The organism is Curtobacterium sp. MCBD17_026 (genome assembly GCF_003234895.2).
Taxonomy (GTDB): Bacteria; Actinomycetota; Actinomycetes; order Actinomycetales; family Microbacteriaceae; genus Curtobacterium; species Curtobacterium flaccumfaciens.
Genome location: NZ_CP126281.1, coordinates 995,037 through 1,018,013 on the forward strand (window position 1 = coordinate 995,037; position 22,977 = coordinate 1,018,013).

At 71.7% G+C, this 22,977-nt stretch carries 23 protein-coding genes, 2 tRNA genes and 1 riboswitch; of the genes, 13 read left to right on the top strand and 12 right to left on the bottom strand.

Annotated elements, in window-relative coordinates; all coding sequences use genetic code 11:
• Positions 1–4: 4 nt before the first annotated feature.
• The 4 genes from DEI85_RS04705 (at position 5) to DEI85_RS04720 (ending at position 4,542) form a co-directional block, all read left to right on the top strand.
• On the top strand, positions 5–325 hold the full coding sequence (locus DEI85_RS04705) for a hypothetical protein (protein ID WP_027464636.1): 321 nt from the start codon (positions 5–7) through the stop codon (positions 323–325).
• 82 nt (positions 326–407) lie between these two features.
• A riboswitch (TPP riboswitch) is annotated at positions 408–519 on the top strand.
• Positions 514–1,152: an ECF transporter S component gene (locus tag DEI85_RS04710; protein WP_027464637.1), complete on the top strand. Its 639-nt coding sequence runs from the start codon at positions 514–516 to the stop codon at positions 1,150–1,152. Its footprint overlaps the riboswitch before it by 6 nt.
• 2 nt (positions 1,153–1,154) lie before the next feature.
• Entirely contained in the window at positions 1,155–3,965 is a 2,811-nt protein-coding gene (locus tag DEI85_RS04715) for an ATP-binding cassette domain-containing protein (RefSeq protein WP_258376418.1), read from the top strand.
• The gene (locus DEI85_RS04720; protein WP_111124422.1) at positions 3,958–4,542 is read left to right on the top strand and encodes a nucleoside/nucleotide kinase family protein; all 585 of its coding nucleotides are present in this window, start codon (positions 3,958–3,960) and stop codon (positions 4,540–4,542) included. The genes DEI85_RS04715 and DEI85_RS04720 overlap by 8 nt, the downstream gene beginning before the upstream one ends.
• Positions 4,543–4,629: 87 nt before the next feature.
• Here DEI85_RS04720 and DEI85_RS04725 read toward each other — a convergent pair whose 3' ends face one another.
• Positions 4,630–6,033 (bottom strand): MFS transporter, encoded by a 1,404-nt coding sequence (locus DEI85_RS04725; RefSeq protein ID WP_284183482.1) that lies wholly within the window; start codon positions 6,031–6,033, stop codon positions 4,630–4,632.
• A gap of 102 nt (positions 6,034–6,135) precedes the next feature.
• On the opposite strand from DEI85_RS04725, the gene DEI85_RS04730 reads away from it, so the two are divergent.
• Both DEI85_RS04730 and DEI85_RS04735 read left to right on the top strand, forming a co-directional pair.
• Positions 6,136–7,575, top strand: a complete 1,440-nt coding sequence (locus tag DEI85_RS04730; RefSeq protein WP_111124442.1) for an LLM class flavin-dependent oxidoreductase — start codon at positions 6,136–6,138, stop codon at positions 7,573–7,575.
• A 26-nt stretch (positions 7,576–7,601) separates the two neighbouring features.
• Positions 7,602–8,837, top strand: coding sequence for an acyl-CoA dehydrogenase family protein (locus DEI85_RS04735; RefSeq protein ID WP_258369808.1), 1,236 nt, complete (start codon positions 7,602–7,604; stop codon positions 8,835–8,837).
• A 99-nt stretch (positions 8,838–8,936) separates the two neighbouring features.
• Here DEI85_RS04735 and DEI85_RS04740 read toward each other — a convergent pair whose 3' ends face one another.
• The 5 genes from DEI85_RS04740 to DEI85_RS04760 all read right to left on the bottom strand — a co-directional run bounded on the left by DEI85_RS04740 (position 8,937) and on the right by DEI85_RS04760 (position 12,811).
• Positions 8,937–9,281 (bottom strand): metallopeptidase family protein, encoded by a 345-nt coding sequence (locus tag DEI85_RS04740; RefSeq protein WP_017886056.1) that lies wholly within the window; start codon positions 9,279–9,281, stop codon positions 8,937–8,939.
• A gap of 141 nt (positions 9,282–9,422) precedes the next feature.
• A tRNA-His gene (locus DEI85_RS04745) sits at positions 9,423–9,495 on the bottom strand.
• Between the two features lie 75 nt (positions 9,496–9,570).
• The gene (gene orn / locus DEI85_RS04750) at positions 9,571–10,209 is read right to left on the bottom strand and encodes an oligoribonuclease (protein ID WP_111091505.1); all 639 of its coding nucleotides are present in this window, start codon (positions 10,207–10,209) and stop codon (positions 9,571–9,573) included.
• Between the two features lie 914 nt (positions 10,210–11,123).
• Entirely contained in the window at positions 11,124–12,365 is a 1,242-nt protein-coding gene (locus tag DEI85_RS04755) for an MFS transporter (RefSeq protein WP_111123069.1), read from the bottom strand.
• On the bottom strand, positions 12,362–12,811 hold the full coding sequence (locus DEI85_RS04760) for a MarR family winged helix-turn-helix transcriptional regulator (protein ID WP_027464646.1): 450 nt from the start codon (positions 12,809–12,811) through the stop codon (positions 12,362–12,364). The genes DEI85_RS04755 and DEI85_RS04760 overlap by 4 nt, the downstream gene beginning before the upstream one ends.
• A 103-nt stretch (positions 12,812–12,914) precedes the next feature.
• On the opposite strand from DEI85_RS04760, the gene DEI85_RS04765 reads away from it, so the two are divergent.
• A complete protein-coding gene (locus DEI85_RS04765) occupies positions 12,915–13,205 on the top strand; it encodes a hypothetical protein (RefSeq protein ID WP_027464647.1) in 291 nt (96 codons plus the stop codon).
• A 29-nt stretch (positions 13,206–13,234) separates the two neighbouring features.
• A complete protein-coding gene (locus DEI85_RS04770; protein ID WP_110859168.1) occupies positions 13,235–13,495 on the top strand; it encodes a thioredoxin family protein in 261 nt (86 codons plus the stop codon).
• Here DEI85_RS04770 and DEI85_RS04775 read toward each other — a convergent pair.
• From DEI85_RS04775 to DEI85_RS04785, 3 genes are all read right to left on the bottom strand, one after another.
• On the bottom strand, positions 13,439–14,992 hold the full coding sequence (locus DEI85_RS04775) for a DUF6716 putative glycosyltransferase (protein ID WP_146248972.1): 1,554 nt from the start codon (positions 14,990–14,992) through the stop codon (positions 13,439–13,441). The genes DEI85_RS04770 and DEI85_RS04775 overlap by 57 nt on opposite strands.
• A 138-nt stretch (positions 14,993–15,130) precedes the next feature.
• Positions 15,131–16,003, bottom strand: a complete 873-nt coding sequence (locus DEI85_RS04780; RefSeq protein ID WP_111123071.1) for an N-acetylneuraminate synthase family protein — start codon at positions 16,001–16,003, stop codon at positions 15,131–15,133.
• Positions 16,000–16,785 carry an acylneuraminate cytidylyltransferase family protein gene (locus DEI85_RS04785; protein WP_111123072.1) on the bottom strand — a complete coding sequence of 262 codons (786 nt, stop codon included), beginning with the start codon at positions 16,783–16,785 and terminating at the stop codon, positions 16,000–16,002. The genes DEI85_RS04780 and DEI85_RS04785 overlap by 4 nt, the downstream gene beginning before the upstream one ends.
• Before the next feature lie 152 nt (positions 16,786–16,937).
• On the opposite strand from DEI85_RS04785, the gene DEI85_RS04790 reads away from it, so the two are divergent.
• Positions 16,938–17,010, top strand: a tRNA-Arg gene (locus DEI85_RS04790).
• A gap of 81 nt (positions 17,011–17,091) precedes the next feature.
• Here the strand turns inward: DEI85_RS04790 and DEI85_RS04795 are convergent.
• Together DEI85_RS04795 and DEI85_RS04800 are read right to left on the bottom strand one after the other, a co-directional pair.
• Positions 17,092–18,372 (bottom strand): hypothetical protein, encoded by a 1,281-nt coding sequence (locus DEI85_RS04795; protein ID WP_181435484.1) that lies wholly within the window; start codon positions 18,370–18,372, stop codon positions 17,092–17,094.
• An 89-nt stretch (positions 18,373–18,461) separates the two neighbouring features.
• On the bottom strand, positions 18,462–18,728 hold the full coding sequence (locus DEI85_RS04800) for a hypothetical protein (RefSeq protein ID WP_017886047.1): 267 nt from the start codon (positions 18,726–18,728) through the stop codon (positions 18,462–18,464).
• A gap of 150 nt (positions 18,729–18,878) precedes the next feature.
• On the opposite strand from DEI85_RS04800, the gene msrA reads away from it, so the two are divergent.
• The 3 genes from msrA (at position 18,879) to DEI85_RS04815 (ending at position 20,390) form a co-directional block, all read left to right on the top strand.
• Positions 18,879–19,406 (top strand): peptide-methionine (S)-S-oxide reductase MsrA, encoded by a 528-nt coding sequence (gene msrA, locus DEI85_RS04805; protein ID WP_110859362.1) that lies wholly within the window; start codon positions 18,879–18,881, stop codon positions 19,404–19,406.
• Positions 19,407–19,443: 37 nt separating this feature from the next.
• Positions 19,444–19,647, top strand: coding sequence for a hypothetical protein (locus tag DEI85_RS04810; RefSeq protein WP_017886045.1), 204 nt, complete (start codon positions 19,444–19,446; stop codon positions 19,645–19,647).
• Between the two features lie 119 nt (positions 19,648–19,766).
• Entirely contained in the window at positions 19,767–20,390 is a 624-nt protein-coding gene (locus tag DEI85_RS04815) for a single-stranded DNA-binding protein (RefSeq protein ID WP_110859173.1), read from the top strand.
• A 29-nt stretch (positions 20,391–20,419) separates the two neighbouring features.
• Here the strand turns inward: DEI85_RS04815 and DEI85_RS04820 are convergent, their stop codons facing one another.
• Entirely contained in the window at positions 20,420–21,142 is a 723-nt protein-coding gene (locus DEI85_RS04820; RefSeq protein ID WP_110859174.1) for a hypothetical protein, read from the bottom strand.
• Between the two features lie 135 nt (positions 21,143–21,277).
• Here DEI85_RS04820 and ettA point away from each other — a divergent pair, with 135 nt between their 5' ends.
• Positions 21,278–22,963, top strand: a complete 1,686-nt coding sequence (gene ettA / locus DEI85_RS04825; protein WP_071405516.1) for an energy-dependent translational throttle protein EttA — start codon at positions 21,278–21,280, stop codon at positions 22,961–22,963.
• Positions 22,964–22,977 lie beyond the last annotated feature (14 nt).

Consider the following 22,977-nt stretch of genomic DNA (forward strand, 5'->3'; position numbering starts at 1 on the left):
GCGCATGGCCAACATCGTCTCGAAGATCGCAGACCAGGTCCGCCCGCTCGGGGTCTCCACGAACTACGGAGAACCCGTCGAGGTCGGTGACCAGACCCTCATCCCCGTGTCCGTCAGCTGGTTCGGCTTCGGTGGCGGCGGGGACGACGAGAACGGTGGCGGCGGTGGCGGCGGCCTGTCGGCCCCCGTCGGCGCGTACGTCCGTCGCCCGGGCAAGGACCTCGTGTTCGAGCCGAACCCGATCTCGCTGATCGTCGTCGGCATCCCCTTCGTGTGGGTGGCCGGGCGTGTCCTCCGCAAGCTGGTGCGCGCGCTCAAGAAGTGACCACCTGACGCAACCGGAGGCCCGTGGCGACGCCGCCACGGGCCTCCAGTCCGTCACGCGGTCGCGACCGCGTCTAGACTGCTGGCACACACACGGGAGTCCGGGACCGCCGGGCTGAGAGGGAGCGATCGGCGCTCCGACCGTCGAACCTGATCCGGATAATGCCGGCGCAGGGAGGAGTCAGCAGCATGCCTTCAGGCACGTCCACAACCGTCACCACCGCTCCACGGCGATCGCTGCGTTGGCGGGTCGTCGACATCGTCGTCGCGAGTGTCCTCGCGGTGGCCCTCGGAGTCGTCTTCCGGCTCTGGGAGTTCGGCTACGAACCCATCAGCGCCGTCATGGACCTCGTGCTCCCCGGCACGAAGGCCCTGTTCGGCGGGGTCTGGCTGCTCGCCGGCCCGATCGTCGCGATCGTCGTCCGCAAGCCCGGCGCCGCGCTCTACGGCGAGATGGTCGCCGCCTCGGTCGAGGCGTTGTTCGGCACCCAGTGGGGGTGGCTCACGCTCGAGGCCGGACTCGTCCAGGGCCTCGGCGCCGAGATCGTCCTCGCGCTGTTCCTGTACCGCGTCTACCGCCTGCCGGTCGTCGTGCTCGCCGGTGCCGCGGCCGGACTCGCGCTCGGCATCAACGACACCGTCCTCTGGTACCCGGGACTCGACGTCGCCTTCAAGGTCGTCTACGTGATCTGTGCGGTGATCTCCGGTGCCGTGATCGCGGGGGCGGGCTCCTGGCTCATCGTCCGGGCACTCGCCCGCACCGGGGTGCTCTCGTCCTTCGCGGCCGGCCGCGAGCACAGCCGCCGCGAACCCCGCGCCCTGGTGTGACCGTGCCCGCTCCGTCGGCGACGTCCCCTTCCGCCGGCGGCGACGCCGGCGCAGGTGCCGGCGTCCGCGGGGCGCGCATCGTGTTCCGCGGCTGGGGCTGGCGGTACCCGGAGCGAGACGCCTGGGCCGTCAGTGACGTCGACCTGACCGTCGAGCCAGGGGAGCGGGTCGCCGTCGTCGGGTCGTCCGGTGCCGGCAAGTCGACGCTCCTGCGAGCGGTCGCCGGCGTGCTGCCGGACGAACCCGACGCCACCGATGACACGGCTGCTTCGGTGCGGGGAACACTCCTGGTCGACGAGGCCGACCCCCGCGCGGTCCGCGGGCGTGTCGGTCTCGTCATGCAGGACCCCGAGGCACACACCGTGATGTCCCGCGTCGGCGACGACGTGGCCTTCGGCTGCGAGAACGCCGGCGTCCCCCGTGACGAGATTTGGGACCGGGTGCGGACGGCGCTCGATGTCGTCGGCCTCGACCTGCCGCTCGACCGCTCCACCGCGCAGCTGTCCGGTGGGCAGCGGCAGCGGTTGGCGCTCGCGGGCGTGCTCGCGATGCGGCCGGGTGCGCTCGTGCTCGACGAACCCTGCGCGAACCTCGACCCGGACGGCGTGGCGCAGGTGCACGACGCCGTCCGGGCACTGCTCGACGAGACCGGGGCGACGCTGCTCGTGGTGGAGCACCGGATCGGCACCTGGCTGGACCTGGTCGATCGGCTCGTGCTGCTCGAACCGGCCGGCGGCGTGGTCGCGGACGGTCCGCCGGCGCAGGTGCTGGCGGACCACGGCGAGGCGCTCACCGCGGCCGGGGTCTGGGTTCCCGGTGCCGAGCCGGCGCGTGGTTCCGCCCGGCGACGGCCTGCGCGCGGACGAGCGGGCGAAATGCCCGGGTTGTCGGGCGGGGCGACCGCGGCATTCCGCCCGCTCGGCGATGGGGAGCCCGGCGACGGAGCGCGTGAGATGACGTCGCGCGGACGAGCGGGCGAAATGCCCGGGTTGTCGGGTGGGGCGACCGCGGCATTCCGCCCGCTCGGCGAGGGGGAGCTCGGCGACGGAGCGCGTGAGATGACGTCGCGCGGACGAGCGGGCGAAATGCCCGGGTTGTCGGGTGGGGCGACCGCGGCATTCCGCCCGCTCGGCGAGGGGGAGCTCCGCGAGGGGGAGCTCCGCGAGGGGGAGCCCGGCGCCGCGGAGCGCGGCGAGGCGGCGGCGGCGGTGCTGCTCGAAGCCCGGGGACTCGGCACGGCACGGGCGAAGCAATCGGTCGGGAACGGTATCGACCTCGTGCTCCGGGCCGGACAGGTCCTCGCGGTCACCGGACCGAACGGCGTCGGCAAGTCGACGCTCGGGCTGACCCTCGCGGGCCTGCTGGCACCGGCCGCCGGCGAGCTCGGCGTCACCGACACCCTCGCCGGCGGCATCGGTGCGGCGCCGCACACCTGGACGAGCCGCGAACTCGCCGCCCGGATCGGCACGGTGTTCCAGGACCCCGAGCACCAGTTCGTCGCCCGCTCCGTCCGTGAGGAGGTCGAGGCCGGCCCCCGAGCACTCGACGCGCCTGACGCCGCCGAACGAGCCACCGCGCTGCTCGACGAGTTCGGGCTCGCACACCTGGCCGACGCCAACCCCTTCACCCTGTCCGGGGGCGAACAACGACGACTCGCGATCGCCTCGGTCATCGCCGCCCGGCCGCCGGTGGTCGTGCTCGACGAACCGACCTCCGGGCAGGACCGAGCCACGTGGCAGGCCGTCGTCGGGCGGCTCGGAGCCCTGGCTGACGCCGGCACCTCGGTGGTGGCGGTCACCCACGACCGCGATCTCGTCCGGGCACTCGACGCCGACGAGGTCGTGCTCGGGCCTGACGGCGCCCGGACCGTCGGGCGCGACCAGGGGCCGTCGGTCGCGACCGTCCCGGAGACGGGACCGACAGCCGGGAGCCGCCCCGGGCCTCCAGACCGGACCGACACGGACGATGGGACGGACGCGGCGGACGCGGCGGACGCGGCGGACGCGGCGGACGTGGCGGACGGAACCGACCGGCCGAACCCGGCGCTGCGACCGCTGCCCGCGCGAGCGACCGGCATCCCCGGCGTCCAGCCGGTCGCGTCGCTGATCGGTGTGCTCGCCCTCGGCGTCTGCCTGGTGCTCAGTCTCGACGTCGTCTCCGCCGCCGTCGCCCTGGCGCTCGAACTCGCGCTCCTGCCGCTCCTGCGCCTGCCGGTCCGGACACTGCTGCTCCGACTCGCACCGGTGCTCGTCGCGGTGCCGCTGACGGCGGTGAGCATCGCGCTGTACGGCAGGCCCTCGGGTCGGGAGTGGTTCGACCTCGGGTTCGCGCACGTCACCGACGGGTCGCTGACACTCGCCCTGGCGACGGCGCTCCGGGTCCTCGCGGTGGGAGTGCCCGCCATCGCGCTCTTCGTACGGGTCGACCCGACCGACCTGGCCGACGGGCTCGCGCAGGTGCTCCGGCTGCCCGCGCGGTTCGTGCTCGGGGCGCTCGCCGCCGTCCGCATGATGACCTTGCTCGTCGACGACTGGCGACAGCTGGCGATGGCCCGGCGCGCCCGAGGACTCGCCGACTCCGGACGGCTCCGCCGCGGAGCGACCATGGCGTTCGCGCTGCTCGTGCTCGCGCTGCGCCGGGCGACGACGTTGGCGGTGGCGATGGAGTCACGGGGGTTCGGTGCTCCCGGACGGCGGACCTGGGCGCGGGTCGCACGGTTCGCCGGGCCGGAGTGGGCGATGGTGGCGGTGCTGATCGGCATCGGCGTGGTGTCGATCGCCGTTGCGGTGAGCGTCGGGACGTGGCGTGCCTGACCCGACGCCTGCAGACGGCACGACGGGCGGCGAGCGCGCGACGGGCACGACCGCCGGTGACCTCGCCCCCGGCCTCGCCGCTGCTGCCGCCGGTGTCGCCGCTGCCACGGGCCGGCGCGCCGTCGTGCTCATCGACGGCCGGTCCGGCACGGGCAAGACCACCCTCGGAGCACAGGTCGCGGAGCAGCTCGGCGCGCAGCTCGTGCACCTGGACGACCTGTACCCGGGGTGGGACGGCCTGCGTGCGGCTGCCGATGCCGTGGTGACCGACGTCCTCGGAGCGCCGAGCGGGTACCGACGCTGGGACTGGGTGGCCGATGCGCCCGTCGACTGGGCGTCGGTGGACCCCGACCTGCCGATCGTGGTCGAGGGGTGCGGTGCGTTGTCCCGCGCGTCGGCGCCGCTGGCGTCGCTGCGGGTGTGGCTCGAGGCCGACGATGCCGTGCGGTGGGACCGGGCGATCGGACGCGACGGCGAGGTCTTCGCGCGCGAGTGGGACCGCTGGGCCGCGCAGGAGCAGGCCTTCATCGCCGCCGAGGACTCGGCCGCCCTGGCCGACGTGGTCCTGCGGACGTAGCGCGCGTGGGCCCGCGCGCGGCTCGCCGCGCCCCGAGGATTCGCGCTCAGCGACACCTCACGGCCTCCGGAAGGCGAGAACTGTCGCTCAGCGCGAAACGTCAGCCCCCGCGCCCGCGCCCACGCCCGCGCCCGCCCCCGCGCCCGCGCCCGCACGCGCCTCCCGCCGCGCCACCGCCCGCGGATCCACCGCGAACACCGCCGCCACGATCGTCAGCACCGCGTACACCCCGAGGTACCCGCACAGGATCCACGGCGACCCGCCCCCGAGCTGCACGAACACCGCGGCCAGCAGCGGTGTCAGCCCCACCGAGAAGATCGACCCGATCTGGTACCCGAGCGACATCCCCGAGTACCGCCGCCCGGTCGGGAACTGCTCGGCGAACCACGCCGCCTGCGGCCCGTAGATGCTGTCGTGGAACACGCACATCCCGATCAGCGCCACGAGCGGCAGCAGCACGAGCGGCCCGGCGTCGAGGAACGCGAAGAACGGCCAGATGAGCACCGCGATGCCCACCGCCGACCAGATCGTCAGCACCCGCCGCCCGACCCGGTCCGACAGCCACCCCCAGAACGGCGTCGACACGAGCGACACCGCCGAGATCACGAGCACGGCCTGCAGCCCGGCGTCCGAGCCCTCCGGTCCGCGCACGTTGCCGAGGTAGGTCAGCGAGTACGTCGTCAGGATCGAGTACAGCGCCGGCTGCACGAGGCGCAGGCCCGCCGTCACCAGGATCGACCGCGGGTGCTGCCGGATCGCCTGCCACACCGGGAACCGTTCGACCCCACCCGAGGCGCGCAGCTCCTGGAACACCGGGGCGTCCTGCACGCCGAGTCGGATGACGAGCCCGACCGCCACGATCACCGCCGAGAACAGGAACGGCAGCCGCCAGCCCCAGGCCAGGAACGCCTCGGTGCCGAGCAGCGACCGCACGAGCGTGAAGACCCCGGTCGCCAGGAGCATCCCACCGGCCGACCCCATCTGCGTGAACGCCCCGAACAGCCCCCGGTGCCGCTCCGGCGCGTGCTCGACGGACAGCAGCGCCGAGCCACCCCACTCGGCACCGGCCGCGACGCCCTGCAGCAACCGCAGGAACACGAGCGCCACGACGGCACCGACCCCGATGGTCGCGGCGGACGGGATCACCCCGATCAGCGTGGACGCGATGCCCATCAGCACCAGCGAGGCGACGAGCAGCTTCTTCCGCCCGATCCGGTCGCCCAGGTGGCCGGCGATCACGCCGCCGAGCGGCCGCGCCACGAACCCGACGCCGTAGGTCGCGAACGACGCGATGACCCCGACGGCCGGCGTCACGGACGGGAAGAACGTCGGTGCGAACACCAGCGCCGAGGCCGTCGCGTAGAGGTAGAAGTCGTAGTACTCGACGGTCGTCCCGACGAACGACGCGAGGGCGACCCGACGACGGGTCGCGGTGGTCGACGGTGCGGCGGGACGGCCTGGAGGCGCGGTGACGGTGGTCTGGCTCGGCATGCCTCAGGAGCATGGTCGCGTCCAGGGCCGCGGGGAACACCGCGCGTAACGGGAGGTCACGTCGCTGTCGTCGGATGGTGCCCGCCGACCACGATGGGACGCATGAGCGATGCACCGAACCGCCCGCTGCGCTTCGCGGCCTTCGTCATGAACACGACCTCGCACATCCAGCACGGCCTGTGGCGGCACCCCGACGCCCGGCAGGTGGACTTCGACGACGTGACGCTGTGGACCGACCTGGCGAGGACCCTCGAGCGCGGCAAGTTCGACGCGATGTTCTTCGCCGACGTCGTCGGTACCTACGGCCCCGGTCGCGGCGACTACTCGACCAACCTGCGCGAGGGGCTGCAGATCCCCTCGAACGACCCCTCCGTGCTGCTGTCCGCGCTCGCCGTGTCGACCGAGCACCTCGGGCTCGCGTTCACCTCGAGCGTCATCCAGGCGCACCCGTTCGACTTCGCCCGCAAGGTCTCCACGCTCGACCACATCACCCGGGGCCGCATCGGCTGGAACGTCGTCACGAGCGCCCTCGACAGCGCCGCCCGGAACTTCGGGGCCGACCGGCTCGAGGAGCACGACGAGCGCTACGTCTGGGCCGAGGAGTACCTCGAGGTCTGCGCGAAGCTCTGGGAGGGCTCGTGGGAGGACGGCGCCGTGCTGAAGGACCCCGTCCGCGGCTACGCCGACCCCGACAAGGTGCACCGCATCGACCACCACGGCACCCGCTACGACGTGCAGGGCCCGCACCTGTCGGCACCGTCGCCGCAGCGGACCCCGGTGCTGTTCCAGGCGGGGTCGTCCCCCGCCGGCCGGGCCTTCGCGGCCCGGAACGCCGAGGCGCAGTTCATCCTGACCTCGAACCGGGACGCCACCGAGCAGCTCATCCGCGAGACCCGTGACCTGGCCGAGGCCGCCGGCCGGCAGCGGGACGACATCGCGTTCTTCCTCGGCCTCACCTTCGTCACCGGCTCCACCGAGGCCGAGGCGAAGGCCAAGGAAGCGGAGATCGACGAGTACCTGGCCGCCGACGGGTTCCTGGTGCACTCGAACCTCGGCTTCGACCCGGACACCGGCGAGCCCCTCGACCCGGACACCCCGCTCTCCGAGGTCCGCACCCACGCCGGGCAGTCGCACCTGCAGTGGCTCCGCGAGGCCGCCGGGGACCGCGAACCGACGATCGCCGACCTGGCTCGCCTGTCAGCGAAGCTCCGCGCCCGGGTCGTCGGGACGCCGGAGCAGATCGCCGACGAGCTCGCCGGCTGGCAGCGCGTGGGCGTCGACGGCGTCAACGTCATCAACTGGACGCTGCCCGGCTCCTACGAGGAGTTCGTCGACCACATCGCGCCGACCCTGCAGGAGCGCGGGCTGATGCAGTCCGAGTACCGCGAGGGGACCCTGCGCGAGAAGCTCTTCGGCCACGCACAGCTGCCGGGATCGCACCCGGCCAGGCGGTGGCGCGGGGCGTTCTCGGGGGGCTCTGGCGCCACCGCGCCGGCGACCGTCCCGGACGACGCGACCCGTGCGGTGGAGGTGCCCGCGTGACGCCGGCGACGACGACCGACGGAGCCGTGACGGGCCTCCCGGCCGACCGTCTGGCGACCCTGCGCGAACGCTTCGCGCCCGTGTTCGCCACCATCCGCGACGGCGCGGTCGAGCGTGAGCTCGCGTCCGGGAGGCCCGGCGACCGGCCGCTGCCGCACGCCGAGGTCCGGGCGCTCGCCGACGCGGGGTTCGGGCGGCTGCGCGTGCCGGAGGACCGCGGCGGCTTCGGGGTGACGCTGGTCGAACTCGCGCACCTGGTGGCGGACCTGGCGGCGGCGGACTCGAACATCGCGCACCTGTGGCGCGGACACTTCGGGTACACCGAACTGGTGCTGCTGCGGCCGCACTCCGCGTCACGCGACGAGTGGCTCGACCGGATCGTCGGCGGCGCGATCGTCGGGAACGCGACCTCGGAGCGGACCGGGACGACCCTGGCTGACATCTCGACGACGGTGACGCCTGCTGGTGATTCCCTCCGCCTCGACGGGCGGAAGTTCTACTCGACCGGCACGCTCTACGCGGACTGGATCTACCTGGCGGCGGACCGCGACGGGGAGCGCGTGACGTTCGCCGTCGACGCCTCCGCACCGGGCGTCAGGAGCATCGACGACTGGGACGGGTTCGGGCAGCGGTTGACCGCGTCCGGCACCACCGTGTTCGACGGGGTGTCGGTCGACCCTTCGGTGGTGTCGGCGTACCGGGACGCCCCGCTGTCGCACATCCAGGCCTTCTACCAGCTGTACCTGCTGGCGGTCCTCGCCGGGATCGGGCAGGCGGTGTCCGACGACGCCGTGGCCTTCGTGCGACCACGGACCCGCACCTACATCCACGCCAACGCGGCCGTGCCGGGGGAGGACCCGCAGGTGCTGGCGGTGCTCGGGCGACTGTCGGCCGGGGCGTTCACCGCCCGGTCACTCGTCGTCACCGCCGCGGGACTGCTCGACGGGGTCGTCGCCACGAACGAGCCCGGGGTCGGCGTCGACCGCGTGGTGCTCGACGCTGCCGAGAACGCCGTGTACCAGGCGCAGATCGAGATCGGGTCGCGGGTGATGCGGTCGGCGTCCGAGCTGTTCGAGGTCGGCGGGGCGTCCGCGGCCGAGCGGACGCGTGCGCTGGACCGGCACTGGCGGAACGCCCGGGTGGTGGCGTCGCACAACCCGGCGGTCTACAAGGAGCGGATGGTGGGGGAGTACGCGCTGCACGGGCGGGGGCCGGTGGGAGCGTGGGAGAAGTACCACGAGGTGGGGCCGACCCGGTTCTGAGGGGCGCGGCGGCTCGGGGGTGGTGCCGAGTCTCGGCCCTGCGGACAGTTCGTGGGCGCCGATGCCCGCGTGCTGTCCGGCTGGCCGAGACTCGGTTCGCTACGCCCAGCCGAGCTCGTGCAGCCGCTCGTCGTCGATGCCGTAGAAGTGGCCGATCTCGTGCACGAGGGTGGTGTGCACCTCGTCCTTGAGCTCCTCGACGGTGTCGCACTCGGCGAGGTGCTGCTTCCGGAACACCACGATGCGGTCGGGCAGCTCGCCGAAGCCGTACTGCCCGCGCTCGGTGGCCGCGATGCCGTCGTACACGCCGAACAGCTCTTCGCCGTTCTCGGGTTCGTCCTCGACGACGAACACCACGTTGTCGAGCCCGTCGACCATCTCGTCGGGTAGCAGGTCGAGTTCGTCGGTCACGAGTTGCTCGAACGCTTCGGCGGACATCTCCATCACGCAGGGATCGTCCCACACCGCGCTGACCACTCGCGGCTGACCACTCGCGGCGAAGCCGCACGGCGCCGGAGGTGCCCAGACAAACACGGAGGGAGAGCCCCGGTTGCGCCACACGCAACAGGACTCTCCCTCGACCGGGGTGAATAACGGGTCTCGAACCCGCGACCTCCTAGACCACAACCAGGCGCTCTACCAACTGAGCTATATCCACCATGTTCGAACCGGCTGACCGGCGCGACCACTCAATAGTAGTACATGCGGGACGGGGCGCGGACCACCCGTGTCGCTACTCGGCCGCGGGCTGCGCCAGCCGTGACTCCCACTTCGCCACGACGTCGGCCTGCACGGCGCGTACGTCGTCCGTGCTCGGGCCGGGCTCGGCGACGAAGCCGGCGCGGCGGTAGTACTCGAGCTCCCGGATCGACTCGAGGATGTCCGCGAGGGCCCGGTGCCCACCGTGCTTCTCCGGCGCGTTGAAGTACACGCGGGGGAACCAGCGGCGGCAGAGCTCCTTGATGCTCGACACGTCGACGCTGCGGTAGTGCAGGTGCCCGTCGACCCGCGGCATGTACTTCGACAGGAACGCGCGGTCGGTGCCGATGGTGTTGCCGGCCAGTGGGGCGGAGCCCTCGGCGGGGACGTGCTGGAGGATGTACTCGAGCACCTGGTACTCGGCGTCCGCCAGGCTCACGCCGTTCGGGATCTCCTCGATGAGCCCCGAGGTGACGTGCATGTTCGTCACGAACTCGTTCATGTTGTCGAGCGCCGACTGGTCCGGCTTGATGACGATGTCGAATCCGGGGTGCACGGGCTCGAGGTCGAAGTCGGTGATGACCACGGCCACCTCGACGAGTTCGTCGACCTCGAGGTCGAGGCCGGTCATCTCGCAGTCGATCCAGACGAGGCGGTCATTCGCGGTTGCCATGTCCTCGATCCTATTCCCGCGCTGCGTGCCTCCCGTACGTGCCGTTGCGCCCGCGCTGACCGCGCCCGCGCGTGCTCGCCCGTGCTCGGTCGTGCTCGGTCGCCCGTTCCGCGAGTTCCGCGCGTTCCGCCCGTTCCGTGAGTTCCGCGAGGCCGATCCGCGCGTCCGATCCGCGAGCGGGCGAAATGCCGCGGTCGCCCTGCGGACGCACCCGGATGTTCTGCCCGCTCGTCCAGGACGTGAGCCGCATGCGGTGCAGGCGACCGCCTGGAGGCTCATCGCGACCCCGGCAGGCCGCCCCGCGCCTCCAGGCTGTCGCTTCCACCCCGTCTGCCGCACCGATCCCACCCGGCTCCGCTTCGTCACCGCGAGCGGGCGAAATGCAGTGTCACCCGGCGGACGGACCGTGGTGTTCCGCCCGCTCGCCGACGGCGGCGCCCCGGTTGCGCCTTCGCACGCCGGCGTCCAGCCGAGCGGGCGAAATGTTGCGGTCGCCCTGCGGACACACCCGGATGTTCCGCCCGCTCGTCGGCCACGTGAGCCGCGAGCACCGCAGGCGACCGCCTGGAGGCTCGCCGCGACCCGGCAGGCCGCCCCGCGCCTCCAGGTCGTCGCTTCCACCCCGCCTGCCGCACCGCTCCTGCCGACCGTGAGCCGACCGCGCGAGCGGGCAAAATACCCGAGTCGCCCTGCGGACGAAGCCGGGCATTTCGCCCGCTCGCGAGGGGAAGGAGGAGGGGCGAGGGGGAGGGGCGAGGGGGAGGGGCGAGGGGGAGAGAACCCGCGCGGGGGAAGCGGGCGGACGCACGAACGGGCGAAAGGCCGGCGTGCCCGAGGGGGACACTCCGGCATTTCGCCCGTTCGTGGGGAAGTGGGGAAGCGGGGTGCGAGTGGGGTTCGCCGGTGCCCGGTGGCTAGGCCATGTCGCCGGCGGTGATCGCCTCGGCCTCGACGCGCTCCGGCTCGGCACCGTCGTCGACGCGGCGCAGGACCCTCGTGGTGCAGAGGATCACGACGAAGGCGACCGCGACGGACGCGCCCGCGAAGACGTACGCCGCCGAGGGCGAGTACGCGTCGGCGAGCAGGGTCGCGACGGGCGGGGCGATGGCGCCGCCGACGAACCGGACGGCGGAGTAGGCGCTCGAGGCGACCGAGCGGGGGAGGTCGGTGGCCTCCATGACGCACTCGGTGAGCACGGTGTTCAGGACACCGAGCACCAGACCACCGATGACGACGCAGATGATCAGGCCGACCTGGGAGCGCACGACGAGGGCCGCGGCGAACAGGTCGAGCGCGAGCAGGGGCAGCGCGACCTTCAGCACGGTCGTCCGGCGCATCCGAGCGGTGAGCATCGGGGCGACCCACACCGACGTGATCGCGAGACCGACACCCCAGCCGAAGAACGTGAACCCGATCCCGAGCGCGCCGAAGCCGAGCGGGAACGGCGTGTACGCCAGCAGGACGAAGAAGCCGATGTTGTAGAACAGCGCGGTCGCGGCGAGGGCTGCGAGTGCCGGACGGGTCAGGGCGCGGAAGGGGGCGGAGAGCTTCGTCGGCGTGGGCTTCTCGAGGCTGCCGGTCTTCAGCAGGGCGACGATGGCGATGAACGCGACGGCCATCAGGGTTGTGACGCCGAAGAACGGGCCGCGCCAGCTCACCGAGCCGAGCAGACCTCCGACGAGGGGGCCGACGGCGATGCCGAGCCCGAGCGCTGCCTCGTACAGGATGATCGCCGAGGCGGTGCCGCCCGACGCCGCCCCGACGATGGTCGCGAGCGCGGTGGAGATGAAGAGCGCGTTGCCGAGGCCCCAGCCGGCACGGAAGTCGATGATGCTCCACACGCTGTTCGACGTCGCCGCGAGCACCGAGAACACCACGATCAGGGCGAGTCCGATGAGCAGGGTGCGCTTCGCGCCGATGCGGCTGGAGACCCAGCTGGTGAAGAACATCGCGACACCGGTGACGGCGAGGTAGCTCGTGAAGAGCAACTCGGTCTGCGCCGGCGTCGCCTTCAGGGACGCCGCGATCGCCGGGAGGATCGGGTCGACGAGGCCGATGCCCATGAACGCGACGACGCAGGCGAAGGCGATCGCCCAGACCGCGGACGACTGCTTGAGGATGGAGCCGGACTGGCCGGCGGGTGCGTGGGCGTTCACGCGGGGATCTCCGTTCCGTTGGGGGTTGTCCGGGTGCGCTGGGCGATCAGGTTCGCCGCGTGGTGCAGGACGTCCCAGTCGTCGTCGGTCAGGTCGGCGAACAACGGGCCGACCGTGCTGGTGAGGGTGGAGCGCCAGGAAGCGAGCCGTTCGCGTCCGGCCTCGGTGAGTTCGATGAGTTGCCCGCGGGAGTCGTCCGGGTCGACGCTGCGGCTGACGAGGCCGTCGGCGAGCATGCCGGCGACGAGTCGGGTCATCGTGGGCTGCGCCACACGGGAGGCGGTGGCCAGTTCGCCGAGTCGCAGTGGCTCGTCGGTCTCGAGGATGCCGAGGGTGCGCCAGACCGCGGCGGACGTGGTGTTGCCCGTCGACTGGACGGCGCTGCGGATCAGGCGGTTGACGGAGACGAGGAGGGTCTCGATCGTCTGCTCACGCGGTGTTTCCATAGTTGAACTATATAGCTATGCTATGCAAAATGCAACGGCGGTGCAGTCGAGCGACGACGACCCCGAACAGACTGCACCAGCCGCCGCCTGGTAGAAGGGAGGCATGAGCGACATCACCATCCACGAAGGCGACGAGTACACCGCGATCTTCCACGGCGGCCCCTTCGACGGCACGACCGACACCCGCACCGCCACGAGCGACGCGCTGGACGACGAGGTCACGGTGTTCGCCGACGTCGAGGGCCTGCAGACGGCCTTCACCTACCGCGCCACCAAGTCCCGCCAGGTCCTCGACCAGATCTCGGTCGAGTTCACCTACGAGCCGGAGGAGTCCGACCCGGTGGACGACCTGCAGGACCGCGGCGACCGCAGCGGCGAGTTCGACCGGGAGTAGAACCCCCACCCGCCGCGTTGCAGGACCACATGCAGCTCGACCTCTGGACGTCCGCCTTCTGTGCGCCGTGCGCCGCCGCCCGCCGGGTGTCGGCCGAGGCCTCGGCGCTCGTTCCCGGGCTCACCGTGACCGAACGCGACGTGGCGGCACACCCCGACGACGCGGAGGACCTCGGTATCCGGTCCACGCCCACGATCATCGTGCGGCAGGACGACGGCACCGAGGTCTTCCGTTCACCCGGCGTCCCGACCCGCGACCAACTCCTGCTCGCGGTGGCCAGGGCGCTCTGAACGAGCGGTCGCCGCAGCCGCCGCCGCAGCCGTCCCAGCGACGGCCCCCGGCGCAGGCACAGCGGCGCGCGCCCCCGCGCGCTGCGACGTCGGCGCTGAGACCACGACGGGCGCCGGCGGATCGACAACCGCCCGCACACGTCGCGCCAGACGCTTCGCGCCCCGGATCGGCGCCCCGATGCCCAGCGCCACCAGCCCGAGCGGGCTGCGGTCTGCCCCGCCGAGGGCGTTCTTCCGCTCCCACGCGCGGCGCAGCAGCCCACCGCGACTCCGCCGAGCCGGCGCCCGGTCCACCAGGGCCCCGGCATCCCGTCGGGCCATGAGCTCCACCAGCCGGTGCTGCCAGTCGTCCTCCGAGGCCGGGTGGAAGTAGTTGTCCCGCATCCACTCCGGCCGGACGACACCGAACCGTCCGTCGACCAGGTCGACGGCGTCGCCCTCGAGGCCGCTCCCCACGAACACCTCGTTGATCAGGTGCCGCCCGATGCCGAAGTCGGTCAGCGTGAGAGCCGGGACGCCCCGCGCCGCCGCCTCGAGCACCGCGGTCGAGCTGATCGTCACGAGTGCCACCGCGCGGTCGAGGTGCTCGGCCATCGGCCCGCTCTCCACCACGAGGTTGGTCGGCGCGTCCGCCGGTACCAGGTCCGGGTAGGGGTGCTCCTCGCGGTGCGTCTGGTGCTCGCCGGCCGCCGCGCGCGTCTTGATGACGACGCGCCACTCCGGGTGCGCCCGTGCCGTCTCGACGAGCCACCGCACGATGATCGCCCGATCAGCCCGCTCGAACGGCACACTCGGCTGCGCCGCGAAGACGACGGAGTCGCGGACGGTCGGGCCGACACCGTCGACAGCGTCGGTCGCGCCGGCACCACCGGTGGCGCCGGCACCCCGGGCGAACGGCAACGTGGCGAGCGCGAAGTGCGGCTCGACGCCGCCGTCGCGCGCCGTCTCCTCGTACGCGCGGACCTCACGGTGGCTGTGCAGCACGAACAGGTCGGCCCGGGCACGGAAGAAGACGCCCTTCCACTTCGACGGGAACGAGATCCCCGGCAGCCCCGACACCAGCACCGGCCGGTCCGGGATCCGCCGGTACACCTCGTCGATCACGAGTTCGGCCACCGGTCCGATCAACGACACCAGGACGGCGTCCGGCGGGTCCTGTCGGAGCTCCTCGACGACGGCGTCGACGTCCTTCGGCGCGGGCGGTTCGCGGTGCAGGTGGGCGAGTCGCCGGTCGAGCCCGCGGAACGCCGACTGCAGCTGCTTCGGACTCGCCGACCGCGGGGTCGCCACGGTGCGCAGCTCCAGGTCCCAGTCCGCCGGGGCGCTCGCCAGCAGGTGTGCGCCCCACTTCGCGAACGAGTCGGTGTCGACCAGACCGACCACGCGTCGGACGCGTGGTGACGCGTCGGACGGGAGGCGCGCCTCCAGTCCGTCTGTCGGCCCGCCGCCGTCACCCGGCCCGCTCAGGGCGCTGGTCCCGTCGACCGGGCCGCTCACGCGCCGACGCGACGCAGCTTGGCGAGCGGTGCCTGCTCGCCGGCGGTCGGATGGGGACTGCATGCGCTCACGCGCCGACGCGACGCAGCTTGGCGAGCGGTGCCTGCTCGCCGGCGGTCGGATGGGGACTGCATGCGCTCACGCGCCGACGCGACGCAGCTTGGCGAGCGGTGCCTGCTCGCCGGGGAAGATGCGCTTCACGCCGTCGCCGAGGGCGGTCTCGATGATGCGGAGGTCGCGGGCGAGCGTCTTCAGGCCGTGCGGCTCGAGCGATGCGGCGTGGTCGGAGCCCCACATCGTGCGGTCGAGCGTGATGTGCCGTTCGACGGCCGTGGCACCGAGGGCGACGGCGGCGATGGAGATCTGCAGGCCGGGCTCGTGGCCGGAGTACCCGACAGGGACGCCCGCGTACCGGTGGGCGAGGGTGTCGATCATGCGGAGGTTCGCCTCTTCGGCCGGCAGCGGGTAGGTCGACGTCGCGTGCATGAGGACGAGTCGGTCGGTGCCGAGGGCCTCGACGGCGGCGTCGATCTGCTCGAGCGTGGACATGCCCGTCGACAGGATGACGGGCTTGCCGGTCGCGGCGACGGCGGCGAGCAAGCCGAGGTCGGTGACCGACGCCGAGGCGATCTTGTAGGCGACGACGTTGAGGTCCTCGAGGAAGTCGACCGACGGCTCGTCCCACGGCGACGCGAACCAGTCGAGACCGCGGAGGGTCGCGTGGTCGCCGATCTCGATGTACTGGTCGCGGTCGAACTCGACGCGGTAGCGGTACTCCAGGTAGGTCATGTCGCCCCACGGGGTGCTGCGCGGGGTGTTCTTCATGTGCTCCGGCGTGGAGATCGCGGGGGTGCGCTTCTGGAACTTCACGGCCTGCAGGCCCGCGTCGGCAGCGACGTCGACGAGCTGCTTCGCGATGTCGACGTCGCCGTTGTGGTTGAGGCCGATCTCGCCGATGAGGTACGCGGGGTGGCCCGCGCCGATCGTGGACGTACCGATGGTGACGGTCATGGTGCTCCGTTCGGTGCGGGGGTGGCCCGCGTCGGGGATGGGTCTCGGGTCGTGGTGGGTGCTGGGGCCGCGGCGCCGACGCGTTCGTCTGCCGTGACGTCGGTCAGCGCGCCGGCCAGCGCTTCGGCGAGGGCCAGGTCGGCCTCGTCGTCGACGTCGATCGCGCCGGCACCGTCGACGACGGCCAGCTCGACGCGGCCGTGGAACCGGTGCCGGTTCTCGAGGAACCCCGCCGTCCGCATCACGTAGAAGGCGCCGGTCTCGCGGTATTCGGGCTCGCGGTCCTGCCGACGGGGCCTGGTCGCAGCGTCGTGGTTCACCGCGACCGCCGTGCCGTCCGGGGCGGTCCCCCACAGGAACGCGTGCGACGGGGCGGCGGCGAACACCGCGTCGGCGTGCCCGTCGATCACGCGCGCGACGGCGGCGTCGAGGTCCGCCGGGTCGATGAACGGCGAGGTCGCCTGCAGGAAGACGAGGACTTCGGGCAGCGGGGTGCTGATCGCGTCGAGGACGTGCAGCAGGGCAGATTCCGATGACGCCTCGTCCCCCGCGAGCTCGGCCGGACGGCGGACCACGGCGGCACCGGCGGCGACCGCCTCGGCGGCGATGGCGTCGCCGTCGGTCGTGACGACCACCTCGTCGATGCGCGTGGCACGTCGTGCCGATTCGACCGCTCGACGGACCAGCGAACGACCCGCGACCGTGCGGAGGTTCTTGCCGGGGATCCCCTTCGACCCGGCACGTGCGGGCACGACGGCGAGGACGGAACCGGTGGTGCGCATGCTCCGGACGCTACGAAGTGTGGGTGTCGCGGAGGGGAACGGGGAGCAGACGGCGGCCGACCGTTGGGCGACCGCCGAGCCCGGTCACGGCGACGCGGCGGGGTGTGCATCGAGCGTCTGAGGGCCGCTCGCCGCTACAATCGACGCTGCTCGCCTCCGTAGCTCAGTGGATAGAGCAGGTGGTTTCTACCCACCGTGCCGCGGGTTCGATTCCTGCCGGGGGCGCCGAAGACGAACAGGGCCGCCATCCTCTCCGGATGGCGGCCCTGTTCTGGTCGTGGTGGCTGTTACTCGTCGTGCTGGCTACTACTCGTCGTCGTCCGCGGCGCGGCGCCGGAGTTCGGCGGCGCTGATCGGCTGCGTGTACGGCGCCTCTGACGTCTCGTTCGCGTCGGCCGGCTCTGCGGGGGCCTGGTTCAGGCGGGTCGGGACGGACGTGGTGTTCGTCGCGCCGGGGGTGTCGACCCGGGGTGCCGAGGCGGGCGGGACGTCGTTCGCGGGTGCTCGATTGACGTGTGCGTCGGCTGCGGTGGGCGTCGCGACGGGGCGGTCGGACGAGGTCGGACGGCCGTTCCGCGGTGCGCGGTCGGAGTCGCCGAAGGCTCGGGTGGCGCTGTCGTCGTCCACGACCTCGGTGTCGTCCGTGCCGCGGCCCTGGGCGGAGCGGAAGGGCGAGGTCGGGGTACCGAGCGCCGGACGGACCGGTGGTGCAGCCTCGTCGTCGCCGTAGACGCGGGTGGTGTTGTCACCGAACGAGCGTGTGGCGTTCGGGTCGGCGTTGCCGCGGTTCGGGTTCGTGCCCGCACCGCGGTTCACCGAGAACGACGGGGTCGTCCCGCCGGCAGCACCGACTGACGCAGCACCGGCTGACGCCGCACCGGGTGCAGCAGCGCCGGGCGCAGCAGCGGCCGGCGCCGGAGGGGTCGACGGCGCGGACGTGGGGCGCTGCGCCGGACGCAGCGAGGTCGTCGTCGGGGTGGGACGCTCGGCGGGAGCGGCCGGGGCCTTTGCCTGCGCCTGCGTGCGTGGGGCCTCGGCCTGGTCGGCGTTCCAGTCCTGCTGCCGCTTGATCAGGTCGGCGTCGGGGTCCGGCGACTCGAACTTCCAGCGCTCGAGGTCGGCCTTGAAGAGCTTGCGCGCACGGTTCGGTCGCGACTGCCAGTCGAGCAGGCGGTCACGGAACTCGGCGAGGGACTGGTCGGCCTGGAAGCTGAACGTCGACGAGTTCTTCTTGATGTCGGCGATCTCGTGCTGTGCCCAGTTGGCGGCCAGTGGCGCACCCTGCACGGGGAGCAGGCGCAGCCGGATGTCGGCGTCCTCGGCGAGGTGGTCGGCGTAGGCCCGCTCGTCGTGCCCGAGCGATCCCCACGCAGCTGCCTTGCGCGCAGCCGTCAGGATCGCGGCCACGGCCGCGTTCTTCGATTCGCGCTCCTGCAGCGCCACGACCCGCTTGGTCGCGCTGCGCCCGATGAGCGCCGCGATGACGCCCGCCACGACGATGGCGACGAAGGGGATCACAGCGCCCGAGAGCACCCGCCAACCCGTGTCGGACGAAGTCCAGTCGGTCAGGTCGTTCCACCAGTCCATGCGCGCACCATACCCACGGAACGGTCAGGCGTCGGGGACGCCGGACGGCGTTCCGTGCATCCCATCGCAGATGATTCCAATCTGGAACATCATGACCAGCGCAGGGTGTCCACGGCGTCGTCGGCGGACCACACGCTCGGCAGCTCGACGAACCGGCGCTCGGTCGCGACGTACCGGCGGGCACGGTACGCGGTGTCACCGGCGACGTCGATGCGGTCGACGTACCCGACGATCTCGCCGTTGGCCCGGGTGACCCGGCTCAGGTCGTCGCGGACGTCGAGGATGCGGTAGTCGCCCCGGGCGCGGGCCAGCGGGACGGTGCGGATCCGCAGTGCGGGTTCGGTGATGGTCTGCATCGCTGGCCTCCTGGTCGGTGTGGTGCCGACGCTACGGGGGACCACCGACACGCCGAGGGGTGCCAGCAGATCTGGGGAACAGGGTCTCCGCGCACACTGTTGTGGAGGAACGAGGCTGCTGCACCGGCGGCCCGGAGAGAGGGAGTGGCCATGACCACGTTCGTGCTCGCAGGTGGATGTTTCTGGTGTCTCGACGCCGTGTACCGCACGCTCCAGGGTGTGCAGGACGTGGTGTCCGGCTACGTCGGCGGACAGGTCGAAGAGCCCTCCTACGAACTGGTGTGCACCGGCACGACGGGGCACGCCGAGGCGGTCGCCGTGACGTTCGACGAGTCGGTGATCCCGGCCGACGTGATCCTGGACGTCTTCTTCACGCTGCACGACCCCCGCCAGCTGAACCGTCAGGGCGCCGACGTCGGCACGCAGTACCGCTCGGCGATGTTCCCGGCCGACGACGCGCAGCGCGAGGTGTTCGAACGGGCCGTCGAGCGAGCATCCGACATCTGGGACGGCGGCATCGTCACCACCATCGAGCCGCTCTCGACGTTCTACCGCGCCGAGGAGTACCACCAGGACTTCTTCGCGAAGAACCCCGGCCAGGGCTACTGCCTCGCAGTCGCGCTGCCCAAGGTGAACAAGGTCCGGAAGGCCTACAGTCAGTACATCCTGGCGTCCTGACCCCGGGGCGGCAGGGCCACAAGGAGGTGGTTCGAACATGACGGACAACACGGGAACCTGGGTCGCCATCGGTCCGGCCGGAGCGGTGGGCAGCATCCACCGTGCGGCGGACGGCTTCGAGGTCGAGCTCTACGGACGCCGACGGGCGGGCGGGCCCTACCCGTCCCTCGAGTCCGCGAAGGGTGCGGTCCACGCCGCGCTCGGACCGTTGGCTGCCCGGCCCGAGTTCCGAGCACACTGAGCGGGTCTGTCCAGGAGGCCCGGGGGACTCGTCCTCCACAGGTTGCCTGATCGGATCCACACGCCACAGATCGAGCCCGGGGCCGCTGACGCGGCCCCGGGCTCCGTGACGATCGACGCATGAACGACATCATCACCGTCTGCGGAATCGTCGCCACCGAGCCCCGGCACCTCGTCACCGAGACCGGCATCGCCATCACGAGTCTCCGACTCGCGTCGCCCTCACGCCGTTGGGACCGGGCCACCGCCGCCTGGGTCAACGGCGCGACCAACTGGTACACCGTCACCGCGTTCCGGTCGCTCGCGTCGAACGTGTTCAAGTCCCTGAAGAAGGGTGACCGGATCGTCGTCGCCGGCCGGGTCCGCATCCGCACGTGGGAACGCGACGGTCGGGGTGGGACCTCGGTCGAGATCGACGCCGACGGCATCGGGCACGACCTGGCGTGGGGGATCAGCAACTGGGTCAAGGTGCCTCGACACACCTCGGACTCGGCGGTGACGCCGGGTGCCACCGCGGACGTCGACCCCCGGACCGGGGAGGTACGCGGCCCGACCCCGGACGAACCCGGGTCCGCTCCTGGGCACGACCAGGCCCGGGCAGACGGCGAGGAGCCGGTCGATCACGTCGAGCCCGACCACGTCGATCGGGACGACGAACACGACCACGATCTCGACGACGCCGGGCCGGTCGACGGCCTGCGTGACTTGGACGTACCCGAGGAGCACGAACGTCCGGCCGCGTGATGCCCGTCCCGCGGATCAGTGTCCGACGGTCACCAGCGCTGGGTGATCATGCCGATGCCCGCCACTTCGGTCGTGTCCCAGTTGCCGCCCTTCGGCAGGCCACTCACACGGCCGTCCACCCAGAACGTCGCTCCCTGGACCGCCGGCGAGTTGACCTGGCGTGCCTTCAGACCGTGGAACGAGAAGTTCGTGTTCCACTTGCCCTGCAGGCCGCTCACGCCGGGCTTGTTGCGCACCGTGATCTTCACGTTGCGCATCGACGAGTGGACGACGTCGCCGTTCAGGCGGCCGTTCCCCTCGACGTTGAAGAACAGGCGCCCCTTCAGGTTCAGGCCGACCGCCGCGATCGTGTGGCCGTTCGCGAAGAAGGTCCCGACGTTGTTCGGGTAGAAGCGGAGTCCGACCGGGGTCACGTTGTGGGTCGCCGGGCCGAGGTAGCCGTACGTGAACTTGCCGTTCTGCACGCGCTCCCAGATGAACCGCGGCGCCCCCTTGCTCACGGTGGACCCCTTGTCGGACTGGATCCCCACGGAGAACGCGTTGTTGTACGCGTCGTGCACGTTGATGTACGACGAGTACCCGGTCCCGGCCCCGCCCTCGGTGATGTCGGCGGTGTACTCGACCAACGGTGTGCCGTGCGGGGCGACGGTGGCTGCCGAGGCCGTCGCGCCGGTGGGTGCGACGAGGCCGACTGCGAGTGCGACCGCTCCGACGAGGGGGAGCGCGAGCCGGCGGATTCGTGTTGTGGGCATGTCCCTGATCCTGATCTCCGTGTGGACGACGAGGCCTCTGGTGGAAGGCGAGGCAACGGTACGTCGAAGTGCGCCGATGCAACACCCCTTGTGCGCGTTCCGGCAGGGGGCCGGGTTCAGTAGACTCATCGGGATATGGCTGAGTACATCTACCAGATGGTCCGCGCCCGCAAGGCGGTCGGCGACAAGCTGATCCTCGACGACGTCACGATGTCGTTCCTCCCCGGTGCCAAGATCGGCGTCGTCGGACCGAACGGTGCTGGCAAGTCGACGATCCTGAAGATCATGGCGGGTCTCGACCAGCCGTCCAACGGCGAGGCGAAGCTCACGCCGGGCTTCAGCGTCGGCATCCTCATGCAGGAGCCGGAGCTCGACGAGAGCAAGACCGTGCTCGAGAACGTGCAGGAAGGCGTGGGCGAGATCCACGGCAAGCTCGCGCGCTTCAACGAGATCTCGGCGCTCATGGCCGAGCCGGACGCCGACTTCGACGCGCTCTTGGCCGAGATGGGCACGCTGCAGGAAGACATCGACGCCGCCGACGCGTGGGACCTCGACTCCCAGCTCGAGCAGGCGATGGCCGCGCTGCAGTGCCCCCCGGGGGACGAACTCGTCACGCACCTGTCCGGTGGTGAGAAGCGCCGCGTCGCGCTCTGCAAGCTGCTGCTCCAGAAGCCCGACCTGCTCCTCCTCGACGAGCCCACCAACCACCTCGACGCCGAGAGCGTGCTCTGGCTCGAGCAGCACCTGCAGCAGTACCACGGTGCCGTCCTCGCCGTGACCCACGACCGGTACTTCCTGGACCACGTCGCCCAGTGGATCGCCGAGGTCGACCGCGGCCGCCTGTACCCGTACGAGGGCAACTACTCGACCTACCTCGAGAAGAAGCGCGCTCGCCTCGAGGTCCAGGGCAAGAAGGACGCCAAGCTCGCGAAGCGCCTGTCCTCGGAGCTCGACTGGGTCCGGAGCAACACGAAGGGCCGCCAGGCGAAGTCGAAGGCCCGTCTCGCCCGCTACGAGGAGATGGTCACCGAGGCCGAGCGCACCCGCAAGCTCGACTTCGAGGAGATCGTGATCCCGGTCGGCCCGCGTCTGGGTTCGCAGGTCATCGACGCCGAGCACCTGCGCAAGCAGTTCGGTGAGCGCGTCATCATCGGCGACCTGTCGTTCACGCTGCCCCGCAACGGCATCGTCGGCGTCATCGGCCCGAACGGTGTCGGCAAGACCACGCTCTTCAAGACGATCGTCGGCCTCGAGCCCCTGGACGGCGGCACGCTGAAGATCGGTGACACCGTCCAGATCTCCTACGTCGACCAGACCCGCGGCGGCATCGACCCGAACAAGAACCTGTGGGAGGTCGTGTCGGACGGACTCGACTACATCCAGGTCGGCAAGACCGAGATCCCGTCCCGCGCCTACGTGTCGCAGTTCGGGTTCAAGGGCCCGGACCAGCAGAAGCGCGCCGGCATCCTGTCCGGTGGTGAGCGCAACCGTCTGAACCTGGCGCTGACGCTCAAGCAGGGCGGCAACCTGCTGCTCCTCGACGAGCCGACCAACGACCTGGACGTCGAGACGCTCGGCAGCCTCGAGAACGCCCTGCTCGAGTACCCCGGTTGCGCCGTGGTCATCACCCACGACCGGTGGTTCCTCGACCGCATCGCCACGCACATCCTGGCGTGGGAGGGCCTCAACGAGGACGGCACGCCGAACTGGTACTGGTTCGAGGGCAACTTCGAGGCCTACGAGGAGAACAAGATCGAGCGCCTCGGCGCCGATGCCGCGAAGCCCGGGCGCGCGACGTACCGCAAGCTCACCCGCGACTGACCCTCGTGGCGAGA